The organism is Tardiphaga sp. GW821-FHT12E02, assembly GCF_058807155.1.
The window spans coordinates 3,134,656-3,146,085 of record NZ_JBXAQK010000001.1 but is presented as its reverse complement, the minus strand read 5'-3'; the positions used below and the strand labels follow the sequence as shown (position 1 = coordinate 3,146,085).

The following is an 11,430-nucleotide window of genomic DNA, read 5'->3' as shown; positions in this document are numbered from 1 at the left end:
GTTCCGGAATTGATGTCGTGGCGAATAGACGCGTGGTGGTGACGGAGTTGTTGGTTGCTCAACCTGATGATGATCGACGCAAAGCATGCGCGTTCGATCGCATCGGCGACCGACAGAATTCCGTGCGGGTGGTCACAATAGCGGATGATGCTCTAGGGCTGCTTGACCAGCACCGGGGAGCGACCAATGGCAAGCTTCGCCAGCTTGCGATCAAAGCTCAAAAACGCATCACACCCCGCCGCTTTCGCGAGATGAATGGCATCTGCGAAATCCATTCCCGCACCCATCCAGTCCAGTCCGAGAGAAAGCAGCGCCGGATCCTCCACCGTCACCCCGTGGATCCAGCCACTGCAGACAATGCGTCACCAATTTCTTGTGGCGCGAAGCCGTAGCCGCTTCGCAAGACCCACTCGGTTTCCAGGAACACCGTCAAGGATATGAACACATCGCCCGCGTCGAATACGGCTCGCGCACGCTTCGCCTGCAGCTTGTCATCGGCGACAATGAAACGAACGACAATGTCTGTATCAATCGCGCGCACGACGCTTCGCTTCCGCAGCAACCGCCGCGTCCATGTCGTCGAGGGACAAGGGCTTGCCTTTGTGACGCAGCATGCCCACCACCTCGTCGACCGTCTTGGCAGGAAAAAGCGGCGCAGCTTTCAGCAGCACGCCATCCGGCGTCTCCTCGACGGTGAGCCGCGTCCCCGCAGACCATCGTCGCTGATCGCGAATGGCTTTCGGCAGGATGACCTGCCCTTTCGTCGAAACGAGGGTCGTCAGTTTTTCAGGTCGTGACGCCATGGGGGGCCTCGCTGTAAGACGCAAGTAAGATACCATATCGCCACTGCCGCAACCTGGGCGTTTGCCGTGCCCTCAAACGGAAAAAGCGCGCCAACGAGTTGGCGCGCTTCTTTGAAATCAGGGCGGCGAGAGCGGATGCAGGCGGCTCTTTCCAGAGCCCTCAGTAATGAACCGACGCCCCCATCGCACCGGACTTCGGCGGTGCGAATTTGGTAAGGTCGATGCCTTCCACCGCGGCCTTGTACTCTTCCGCGCTGGGCGTGCGGCCGAGGATGGCGGCCAGCACCACGACCGGGGTTGAGGCGAGCAGCGACTCGCCCTTCTTCTCGGCGGTGTCTTCCACCACGCGGCCCTGGAACAGGCGGGTCGAGGTGGCGAGGACGGTGTCGCCCTTCTCGGCCTTTTCCTGGTTGCCCATGCACAGGTTGCAGCCGGGACGCTCGAGATACAGGATGTTCTCGTAGGACGTACGGTTCGCGGTCTTCGGCTTCACGTCGTCGAATTCGAAGCCCGAATACTTCTGGAGAATCTCCCAGTCGCCTTCGGCCTTCAGCTCGTCGATGATGTTGTAGGTGGGAGCCGCGACGACCAGCGGCGCGTTGAACGCGACCTTGCCTTCGCTCTTCTCGATATTCTTCAGCATCTGGGCGACGATCTTCATGTCGCCCTTATGCACCATGCACGAGCCCACGAAGCCGAGATCGACCTTCTTGGTGCCGCCGTAATAGGAGATCGGGCGGATCGTGTCGTGCGTATAGCGACGCGAGACATCGGCATTGTTGACGTCGGGATCGGCGATCATCGGCTCGTCGATGATGTCGAGATCGACGACGACTTCGGCAAAGTACTTTGCATTCGCATCCGGCGTCAGCGCGGGCTTCTCGCCCGAACGGATCTCGGCGATGCGCGCATCCGCCTTGGCGATCAGGCCCTTCAGCGTACCCGCGGCATTTTCCATGCCCTTGTCGATCATGATCTGGATGCGCGACTTGGCGATCTCCAGCGACTCGATCAGCGTCGCGTCCTGCGAGATGCAGATCGACGCCTTGGCCTTCATCTCGGCCGTCCAGTCGGTGAAGGTAAAGGCCTGGTCGGCCAGCAGCGTGCCGATATGGACTTCGATGATGCGGCCCTGGAAGACGTTGTCGCCGCACTGCTGCAGCATCTGCGCCTGGGTCGCATGCACGACGTCGCGGAAGTCCATATAGGGCTTCATCGCGCCCTTGAAGGTGACCTTGACGGATTGCGGGATCGGCATGGTGGCCTCGCCCGTCGCCAGCGCGAGCGCCACGGTGCCGCTATCGGCACCGAAGGCGACGCCCTTCGACATGCGGGTGTGGCTGTCGCCGCCGATGATGATCGCCCAGTCATCCACGGTGATGTCGTTCAGCACCTTGTGGATGACGTCCGTCATCGCATGATAGACGCCCTTCGGGTCGCGCGCGGTGATGACGCCGAAATTGTTCATGAAGCCCATCAGCTTCGGGATGTTCACCTGGGCCTTCTTGTCCCACACCGACGCGGTGTGGCAGCCCGACTGATAGGCGCCGTCCACGAGCGGCGAGATGACGGTGGCCGCCATCGCTTCCAGCTCCTGCGCGGTCATCAGGCCGGTGGTGTCCTGCGAGCCGACGATGTTCACCTTCACGCGCACGTCGGAGCCGGCATGCAGCACCTTGCCCGGCGTGACGCCGACGGCATTGCGGTTGAAGATCTTTTCCACCGCGGTCAGGCCCTGGCCCTCGACGGTGATTTCCTTGTTGGGCGCGAACACCGGGGTGGCTTCGACGCCGAGCGTTTCGGCCGCGAAGGTCTGCAGCTTCTTGCCGAACACGATGGCGTAGGACGAGCCCGCCTTCATGAACTCCATCTTCTGCGGCGTGAAGGCGGCGGCGACGTCCACCAGCTCCTTGCCGTTCTCGTCGCGCAGCTTCTTGGCCTTGGCGTCGAGCTTCAGCACGGTGCCGGTCTCGACCGAATATTTCTGCTCGAGGATCGGGTTGCCCTCGTTGTTGAGCACGGGCTTGCCGTCCTCACCGAGCTTCTTGACCCAGTTCTTCAGGTTGACGCCGATGCCGCCGGTCACGTCCACCGTGGTCGCGAAGATTGGCGAGATGCCGTTGGTGCCCGCGACGACCGGGGCGAAGTTCACGAAAGGCACATAGGGGCTGGCCTGCTTGCCGGTCCAGAGTGCGACATTGTTGACGCCGGACATGCGGGACGAGCCGACGCCCATGGTGCCCTTCTCGGCGATCATCATCACGCGCTTGTCGGGATGCGCCTTCTGCAGCGCGACGATTTCCTGCTGCGCTTCCGGCGTGATCATGCACTGGCCGTGCAGCTCGCGGTCCGAGCGCGAATGCGCCTGGTTGCCGGGCGACAAGAGGTCGGTCGAGATATCGCCTTCGGCGGCGATATAGGTGACGACCTTGATCTCGTCCTCGACGTCGGGAAGTTTCGTGAAGAACTCGGCCTTGGCGTAGCTTTCCAGCACGTCCCTGGCGACGGCATTGCCGGCCTTGTAGGCGTCGCGCAGCCGGAACATGTCGGCGTCATACAGGAAGACCTGGGTCTTCAGCACGTCGCCCGCCTGCTTTGCCAGCGTGGCGTCCTTACCGAGCGCCACGTCCAGCAGCACGCCGATCGAGGGTCCGCCCTTCATGTGCGACAGCAGTTCGAGCGCGAAGGTCGGGCTGATCTCGGGGACGATGGCTTCGCCGAGGATGATCTGCTTCAGGAAGGCAGCCTTGGCACCGGCGGCGCTCGTGGTGCCCGGCAGGGTGTTGTAGATGAAGAATTTCAGGGCGCCGGCGCGGAATTCGCTGCCTGAGTCCTTGATGAGGGCGATGATCTCGCTGGTGAGCGCGCCGTCGTCGATCGGCTTGGGAGCGAGGTTCTGAGCTTTCCGGCTTTCGATCTCGGCGAGGTAATCTGAATACAGGCTCATCGTCATCCCAACGTCATGAGGCGGTTGACGCTGGAAACGCAGCGCCACCTGCCGTTCTTGTTAAAACCGGTCTAAAGGCGAATTCGGCTTCGAGTACGTCAATCAGGGCTGACTGACAAGATACTGCATTGCGGTAAAAATAGTCCTTTAAATTCAGGATTCAACGGTGTGGACGATGGTGTCGCAGGGGGCGCTGTTGAAGCCAAACGGCAGCACTGCGCCGTGACCGGAATCGCAAGCTTGAGCGGCCCCAGGCGGCTTGAAAAACGCGATAACACGACGTACGCTTTAAAGGCGTACATTTTGGAGAACCGAGGACATGCCCCGAGCTTCCGTCGATGACAACAAGCGGATGAATCTGAGGGTTTCGCCGGACACAAAGGCCAAGCTCGTGCGCGCCGCTGCGCTCCGCGACACCGACCTCACAAGCTTCGTGACCCAGAGCGCCCTGCGTGAAGCCGTAGCCGTGATCGAGGCGGCCGAGGTCGTTCGCCTGACCGCGCGCGATCACGCGCGTGTTCTCCACCTGCTGGAAAATCCGCCAAGACCCAACGCAAAACTGCGCGCGGCAATCGCGGCGCTGCCCGACACGCTGTGACCCTGCCCGCTTGGCGCGAGGAAGCCATCGCGAAATCGCATGATCGCGGGTCTTTCGACTGCGGTGATCCGGCGATGAACGACTTCCTCCGACGCTACGCGCGCCAGAGCCACGAGCAGAACGCCTCCAAGACCTTTTGCGCGATCGATGTGTCCCAGCCCAACCGCGTGCTCGGCTTCTACACCATCGCCCCCTCCGCCGTGGCCCATGACATCGTGCCGGCATCGATGACGAAGGGACTGGCGCAACATGAAGTCGCTGGCTTCAAGCTTGCCCGAATTGCAACGGATATCACTGTGGCGGGCCAAGGCTTGGGCGGGCAGCTTCTCGCCGCCGTGGCGCTCCGCTGCCTGCGTGTTGTCGCCGAGGCCGGCGGCGTGCTGCTGATCATAGACGCCAAGGACGACCGCGCGGCGCGGTGGTATGCGAGCTACGGGGCCGAGCCGCTGAAGGATCGACCACTCACGCTTGTGATGCCGCTGGCTACATTTGCGGCTGACCTGAAGGGCAAGAGCCTTCTCTGAGCATCGCCTAAGACAACATTGAAAAACGATATCAATTCTCTTACTGTGATATCACTCGCAATGGAGGCTCATCATGCCGGCCGTCACGATCAGGAACCTATCCGACGCCACGCACCGCGCGCTCAAAGCGCGGGCCGAGCAGCATGGCCGCAGCACAGAGGCCGAAATTCGCCACATCCTTGAGACTGTGGTCCGTCCGAATGAACGCCTCCGGCTTGGCAGCGCAATTGCGGAAATCAGCCGTCGTCACGGACTGACCGACGCAGAAGCCGAAGCGCTCAGTCGGACCCGCGACCGAACGCCAGCCAAACCGATGAGCTTCGAGTGATCCTTCTCGACACGAACGTCGTGTCCGAGGTGATGAAGCTACTACCCGACAAGACCGTGCGGGCGTGGCTTGATGAACAGATAGCTGAAACGCTTTTTCTGTCGAGCATCACTGCCGCCGAATTGATGTTCGGAATTGGCGCACTTCCCAATGGCAAGCGAAAGAACGAACTGACGGCCATTCTGGATGGAACCATCAAGCTGTTCGAAGATCGCATTCTGCCATTCGACACCGCAGCTGCACGACACTACGCCGAGCTCGCTGTCAAAGCTCGCGCGGTCGGCAAAGGTTTTCCGACACCCGATGGCTATATCGCGTCGATCGCTGCGTCGCACGGCTTTGCCGTCGCGACGCGCGATCCAAGCGCATTCGATGCGGCTGGGCTGAGGGTCATCGATCCATGGAAGACGGAGCGTTGACGCCCCGCTTCACACGCATCAAATCACTCCCACTCAATCGTCCCCGGCGGCTTGCTGGTGATGTCATACACCACGCGGTTCACGCCCTTCACCTCGTTGATGATGCGCGTTGCCGTCTCGCCCAGGAACTTCATGTCGAACGCATAGAAGTCAGCCGTCATGCCGTCCGTCGAGGTCACGGCGCGCAGGCCGACGACGTATTCGTAGGTGCGGCCGTCGCCCATCACGCCGACGGTCTTCACCGGCAGCAGCACGGCAAAGGCTTGCCAGATGGTGTCGTAGAGATCGGCCTTGCGGATCTGGTCGATATACACCGCATCGGCCTCGCGCAGGATGTCCAGCTTCTCACGGGTGATCTCGCCGGGGCAGCGGATGGCGAGGCCGGGACCCGGGAACGGGTGGCGGCCGACGAAGATGTCGGGCAGACCGAGTTCGCGGCCGAGGTCGCGCACTTCGTCCTTGAAGAGTTCGCGCAGCGGCTCGACCAGCTTCATGTTCATGCGCGCGGGCAGACCACCGACATTGTGATGCGACTTGATGGTCACCGACGGACCGCCGGTGAAGGAGACGCTCTCGATCACGTCGGGATATAGCGTGCCCTGCGCGAGGAAATCTGCGCCGCCGATCTTCTTGGCCTCTTCGTCGAACACGTCGATGAACAGGCGGCCGATGGTCTTGCGCTTCACTTCCGGGTCGGTGACGCCTTCGAGTTCGCCGAGGAACTGTTTTGACGCATCCACATGGACCAGCGGGATATTGTAGTGGCCGCGGAACAGATCGACGACGGTCTTGCCCTCGTCCTTGCGCAGCATGCCGTGATCGACGAACACGCAAGTGAGCTGGTCGCCGATCGCCTCATGGATCAGCACCGCGGCCACGGCACTATCGACGCCGCCGGAGAGACCGCAGATCACCCTGCCCTTGCCGACCTGGGCGCGGATCTTCTCGATCGCTTCCTCGCGGAAGGCGCGCATGGTCCAGTCGCCGGTGAAGCCGGCCACCTTGCGCACGAAATTGCGGATGATCTTGGCGCCGTCCGGGGTATGCGCGACTTCCGGATGGAACTGCATCGCGTAGAATTTGCGGACGTCGTCGGCGATCACCGAGATCGGCGAGCCCGGCGCCTTGGCCACGCCGCGAAAACCTTCCGGCAGTTTGGTGACGCGGTCGCCATGGCTCATCCAGACGTCGTATTTGCCGCCCTTCTCCCACACGCCTTCGAACAACGGGCAGTCGTCGGTGATCTCGATGGTGGCGCGGCCGAATTCGCGATGATGGCCGCCCTCGACGGTGCCGCCGAGCTGCTGCGCCATGGTCTGCTCGCCATAGCAGATGCCGAGCACCGGCACGCCGGCGGTGAGGATCGACAGCGGCACCGCGGGCGCATCCTTGTCGAGCACCGAGGCCGGGCCGCCGGACAGGATCACGGCTTTGGGCTTCATCTCGGCAAAGGCGGCTTCCGCCTTGTTGAACGGGACGATCTCGGAATAGACGCCGTCCTCGCGCACCCGGCGCGCGATCAGCTGCGTCACCTGGGAGCCGAAATCGACGATCAGAATCTTGTCATGCTCGGCACCCACATGGGCGGAGTGGGCCGAGGACGGAAGGGCGGATGTGCTGGGGGCTGTCATAGCGAGGAATTACGCGACGAACGGCGGGTTCGCAAGGGTTGCGTGCCGCATCGCACAGGCAGCAGTGTCCCCTCTCCCGCTCTCGCGGGGGAGGGTCAGGGTGGGGGTGCCTCCGCAGGCTCCGGAGCTTGGGGCTGCCCCACCCCGGCCCTCCCCCGCAAGCGGGAGAGGGAGAAGAAAGGGAATCCGGCCCCTAATGACCGGTCCCGCCCACCGCAGCGCCTGCCTTGTCATGCGTACCCAGTCTGTCCACCAGGGTGCGGGTCGCCTCGTTCATGCCGATGAGCTCGACCGGGATACCGTGGTGGCGGAACTTGAGGACCACCCGGTCCAGCGCATTGACGCTGGTGAGGTCCCAGAAATGCGCCGCCGACAGGTCGATCACCACGCCCTTGAGGTCCTCCTCGCGGAAATCGAAGGCGGTGTGGAACGCCTCGGATGTGGCGAAGAAGATCTGGCCGGTGACGATATAGGTCCGAACCGCCGTCTCCTCCGCGCGACCGGACGAGACGCCGAACAGCTTTGTCACCTTGTGCGCAAAGAAAAGCCCACTGAGGATCACGCCGAACAGCACGCCCTTGGCGAGATCGTGGGTGGCCACCACGACCACGACGGTCCCCAGCATTACCACGCTGGATGATTTTGGATGGGTCAGCAGTGTGCGGACCGACTTCCACTGGAACGTGTTGATCGACACCATGATCATGACAGCGACCAGCGCCGCCATCGGGATCTGCGCCACATAGGGCCCGAGCACAACGATCAGGAACAGCAGGAAGGCGCCGGCCCAGAATGTCGAAAGCCGTCCGCGCCCGCCGGAGGAGACATTGATCACCGACTGGCCGATCATCGCGCAGCCAGCCATGCCGCCTAAGAAGCCCGAGGTGATATTGGCCGCGCCCTGCCCGGCGCATTCGCGGTTCTTGTCGGATGTCGTGTCGGTCATCTCGTCGATGATGGCCGCGGTCATCAGGCTTTCCAGCAGGCCGACCATGGCGATGGCGAAAGAGGTCGGAAAGATGATGCGCAGTGTCTCCCATGTAAAGGACACCTGCGGCAGCGCGAAGAACGGCAGCTCGCTCGGCAGCGCGCCCATGTCGCCGACGGTGCGGATGCCGAAGCCGAAATACATGGACGCCGCGGTGAGCAGCACGATGGTGACCAGCGGCGATGGCACGGCTTTGGTGATATAAGGCAGACCATAGATGATCACGAGGCCGATGGCGGTCATTGCGTAGACCGTGGTGCCGCGGCCAAGAAGCTCGGGCATCTGTGCCATGAAAATCAGGATCGCCAGCGCATTGACGAAGCCAGTCACCACCGAGCGCGACACGAACCGCATCAAGGTGCCGAGCCGCATCAGGCTGGCGATGATCTGGATCACGCCGGTCAGGATGGTCGCGGCGAACAGATAGTTGATGCCGTGCGCCTTGACGAGACCGACCATCAGCAGCGCCGTGGCGCCGGTCGCCGCCGAGATCATCGCCGGCCGGCCGCCGGCAAAGGCGGACACGACGGCGATACAGAACGAGGCATAGAGGCCGAGCCTGGGATCGACACCGGCGATGATCGAGAACGCGATGGCTTCGGGAATAAGTGCGAGGGCCACGACGGTGCCCGCGAGCAATTCACGGGTGACATTCGGAGCCCATTCGCTCCGCAGATGAACCATATCCATGGTGATGTTTGAACTTTCTTGTCTCACACGCGAGAGCGTATGAGGCGCGCAAAAGGGCGAACGGCCGCGATGCGGTCCGTCTATGGCAGCCAGGATTTTGCGTTGTCCGGCGGGTCGGCGGCCGGAAGAGCCACCCGGATTTGCACCGGGTCCGGTGGATTGGGTGGAGAGTAACGGAGACGAAGCAGCAGTGCAATGCAGTCGCGTAGGATGGGTTGAGCGCAGCGATACCCATCACCACAAGCACCGGAGTATGCGGTGATGGGTATCGCTCAGGCGCTGCGCGCCTAAGCTCAACCCATCCTACAAATTACGCAGAGCGCTTTAGCACCGACACGAAAAATCCGTCTGTCCCTGTCTTCCGCGGCGTCATCAGCAAGCCTTCGGGCGACTGATAGACCGCGGCCGCGAAATCATCCGCACGCTCCCACAGTGACGAGATCACCTGCTCCGGTGGCACCACCGCAAAGCCGGACTGCCGCGCGAGAAAAGCCTTCACCTGCTCGCGGTTTTCCTGCGGCAGCACTGAACAAGTGACATAAGCGATCCGTCCGCCCGGCTTCACAAATTGCACCGCGCGGTCGAGCACCTCCTGCTGGTCCTTGATGCGAACTTCGAGTGCACCCGGCCGCATGCGCCACTTGGCATCGGGATTGCGGCGCCAGGTGCCAGTGCCCGTGCATGGCGCATCGATCAGCACGAGATCGGCGGAGGCGCGGATATCGGCGAGCGGATCCTCGTCGCCCTTCGGCGTGCGGATATCGGCATTGTGGATGCCCGCGCGGGACAGTCGCTCATGGATGGGAGCCAGCTGGCGCTTGTCGGCATCGGTTGCAATGAGGCGGCCCTTGCCCTGCATCATGGCGCCGAGCGCCAGTGTCTTGCCACCCGCGCCGGCGCAGAGATCGATCACCTGCTCGCCGGGCTTGGCGCCGGAGAACAAAGCCGCGAGCTGCGAGCCCTCGTCCTGCACCTCGATGCCGCCTTTGATGAAATCTTCTTCGGCATTGATGCCGGGATTGCGCGCATCGGCGGCCAGCGCGATGCGCAGGCCGAGCAGCGACCACGGCGTCGCGGTGGCACCGAGATGCTTCAAGGAAGCGAGCGCCTTCTCGCGATTGCTCTTCAGCGTGTTGACGCGCAGGTCGAGCGGTGCGCGGCTGGCCATCGCGACGGCTTCGGCCACGCGCTCATCGCCGAACACGCCCGCAAGCTGGGCATCGAGCCATTCCGGATAATCACCGGCAACGTGCGCAGGCGCGCCTTCGGCCGTGCGCGTCTCCAGCGCCTTGCGCTCGGCATCGCTGAGCGGCTCCGGCGCAAAACGGCTGCCGTCGCATAGGGCGGCGATCGCCTCGGCATCCATTCCGCGCTCAAGCTTGAGCATGCCGAGCACGCGCGCACGCGAGCTATCATCCTCCATCACCCACGCGCTCGAGGCGCGCCGGCGCAGCACGTCCCAGACCAGGCCGGCAATGCCGGCGCGATCGCCGGAGCCCGCGAAACGATGCGCGGTGCCCCACTCCTTCAGCGCCTTGGCGGCGGGAATCCGCTGGGTATCGATGGCGTCGATGACCTCGATGGCAGCAGTCAGGCGGGCGGCGGGCGTCATGGCAAACTTTCAAGTCCGGAGAATCGGCGCCGCCCCAGGCTTCACAGCAGGAGCAGCATCCGCAGGGCGAAGTAGAACCACATGGCCAGCAATACAAGCGCGCTGGCGATCCAGGCCTGCGATCCCCTGTTGGCAGCGAAGAAGCCAGCCCCCACGAAACGGGCCACCACGAACACCCAGGACAGGCAGACCAGCGCCAGATCGATCTTCCGCAGCGGCAGGCCGAGGGCAATCAGGGAATAGAACAACAGATCGAGCTGCGGCGCGGTATTCGGCAACTCACGGGCGTCATTGCGCCCGACGCCACCGCTGCGCAGGCCGGTGACGAAGAACATGCCGAGCGTGATCGCGACAAGCACGAAAACCGGCAGCAGAACCATTTGGACAGACATTGGAATTCCCTTGAGCCCGCCAGCGATACGCCGGCTTCCGGGAACTGGAACCCGCGAGGACGGGTCTGGGTTCCATCGACTTGCCGACGCGGCTGTAGGATGGGTTGAGCGAAGCGATACCCATCACCACAAGCGCCGGAGCATGCGGTGATGGGTATCGCTCCGGCGCTGTCGCGCCTGCGCTCAACCCATCCTACGCATTCACGCCTTATCCACTCGACCCGCGCCAACTGCTGTCAAAGTTCTTGCCCTTCGGCTGCCGCATGCATGCTGTCCGTTTTCAATCGGCCAGCACACAGAAAGAAACCACCCTAGATTGCATTCAAACGAAACTCAGCTAAGGTACCCAAGTATAGCCGGAGCGCCCTAAATGGCCGATGTTGCAAAATCGTGAGGCGCGGCCGCGTTGTCCTCCTGTTCGCTGTATGCGTTGCGATTGTCTCATTCATCGCATCTCGATGGCAGCCATGCTCCAACGTCAGAGAGTGCTATAATTCC

At 62.7% G+C, this 11,430-nt stretch carries 12 protein-coding genes and 1 other annotated feature; of the genes, 4 read left to right on the top strand and 8 right to left on the bottom strand.

Annotation, left to right across the window (positions count from 1 at the left end; translation table 11 throughout):
• Window positions 1-152: 152 nt before the first annotated feature.
• The 4 genes from AC1RQ5_RS14800 to AC1RQ5_RS14785 all read right to left on the bottom strand — a co-directional run bounded on the left by AC1RQ5_RS14800 (window position 153) and on the right by AC1RQ5_RS14785 (window position 3,750).
• Window positions 153-332, bottom strand: coding sequence for a PIN domain-containing protein (locus tag AC1RQ5_RS14800; protein ID WP_493199942.1), 180 nt, complete (start codon window positions 330-332; stop codon window positions 153-155).
• Window positions 329-541, bottom strand: coding sequence for a PIN domain-containing protein (locus AC1RQ5_RS14795; protein WP_493199941.1), 213 nt, complete (start codon window positions 539-541; stop codon window positions 329-331). Before AC1RQ5_RS14795 ends, AC1RQ5_RS14800 begins: the two co-directional genes overlap by 4 nt.
• Window positions 528-803, bottom strand: a complete 276-nt coding sequence (locus AC1RQ5_RS14790; RefSeq protein WP_493199939.1) for an AbrB/MazE/SpoVT family DNA-binding domain-containing protein — start codon at window positions 801-803, stop codon at window positions 528-530. Before AC1RQ5_RS14790 ends, AC1RQ5_RS14795 begins: the two co-directional genes overlap by 14 nt.
• 160 nt (window positions 804-963) lie before the next feature.
• Window positions 964-3,750, bottom strand: coding sequence for a bifunctional aconitate hydratase 2/2-methylisocitrate dehydratase (locus AC1RQ5_RS14785; protein WP_493199937.1), 2,787 nt, complete (start codon window positions 3,748-3,750; stop codon window positions 964-966).
• Window positions 3,751-4,069: 319 nt separating this feature from the next.
• Here AC1RQ5_RS14785 and AC1RQ5_RS14780 point away from each other — a divergent pair, with 319 nt between their 5' ends.
• From AC1RQ5_RS14780 to AC1RQ5_RS14765, 4 genes are all read left to right on the top strand, one after another.
• Window positions 4,070-4,348, top strand: a complete 279-nt coding sequence (locus AC1RQ5_RS14780) for a type II toxin-antitoxin system TacA family antitoxin (protein WP_493199936.1) — start codon at window positions 4,070-4,072, stop codon at window positions 4,346-4,348.
• Window positions 4,345-4,872 carry a GNAT family N-acetyltransferase gene (locus AC1RQ5_RS14775; RefSeq protein ID WP_493199935.1) on the top strand — a complete coding sequence of 176 codons (528 nt, stop codon included), beginning with the start codon at window positions 4,345-4,347 and terminating at the stop codon, window positions 4,870-4,872. Before AC1RQ5_RS14780 ends, AC1RQ5_RS14775 begins: the two co-directional genes overlap by 4 nt.
• A 73-nt stretch (window positions 4,873-4,945) precedes the next feature.
• The gene (locus AC1RQ5_RS14770) at window positions 4,946-5,200 is read left to right on the top strand and encodes a FitA-like ribbon-helix-helix domain-containing protein (RefSeq protein WP_493199933.1); all 255 of its coding nucleotides are present in this window, start codon (window positions 4,946-4,948) and stop codon (window positions 5,198-5,200) included.
• Window positions 5,197-5,619 (top strand): type II toxin-antitoxin system VapC family toxin, encoded by a 423-nt coding sequence (locus AC1RQ5_RS14765; RefSeq protein WP_493199931.1) that lies wholly within the window; start codon window positions 5,197-5,199, stop codon window positions 5,617-5,619. The genes AC1RQ5_RS14770 and AC1RQ5_RS14765 overlap by 4 nt, the downstream gene beginning before the upstream one ends.
• A 23-nt stretch (window positions 5,620-5,642) precedes the next feature.
• On the opposite strand, the gene guaA is transcribed toward AC1RQ5_RS14765, so the two are convergent.
• The 4 genes from guaA to AC1RQ5_RS14745 all read right to left on the bottom strand — a co-directional run bounded on the left by guaA (window position 5,643) and on the right by AC1RQ5_RS14745 (window position 10,932).
• Window positions 5,643-7,250 (bottom strand): glutamine-hydrolyzing GMP synthase, encoded by a 1,608-nt coding sequence (gene guaA / locus AC1RQ5_RS14760; protein ID WP_493199929.1) that lies wholly within the window; start codon window positions 7,248-7,250, stop codon window positions 5,643-5,645.
• Window positions 7,251-7,443: 193 nt separating this feature from the next.
• The gene (locus tag AC1RQ5_RS14755; protein WP_493199927.1) at window positions 7,444-8,928 is read right to left on the bottom strand and encodes a SulP family inorganic anion transporter; all 1,485 of its coding nucleotides are present in this window, start codon (window positions 8,926-8,928) and stop codon (window positions 7,444-7,446) included.
• Between the two features lie 100 nt (window positions 8,929-9,028).
• Window positions 9,029-9,084, bottom strand: a sequence feature (sul1 is cis-regulatory element that is thought to sense ions involved in sulfur or methionine metabolism; They are found in Alphaproteobacteria).
• A 154-nt stretch (window positions 9,085-9,238) separates the two neighbouring features.
• Window positions 9,239-10,540 carry an RsmB/NOP family class I SAM-dependent RNA methyltransferase gene (locus AC1RQ5_RS14750; protein ID WP_493199925.1) on the bottom strand — a complete coding sequence of 434 codons (1,302 nt, stop codon included), beginning with the start codon at window positions 10,538-10,540 and terminating at the stop codon, window positions 9,239-9,241.
• A gap of 41 nt (window positions 10,541-10,581) precedes the next feature.
• Window positions 10,582-10,932 carry a hypothetical protein gene (locus AC1RQ5_RS14745; protein WP_398475235.1) on the bottom strand — a complete coding sequence of 117 codons (351 nt, stop codon included), beginning with the start codon at window positions 10,930-10,932 and terminating at the stop codon, window positions 10,582-10,584.
• Window positions 10,933-11,430 lie beyond the last annotated feature (498 nt).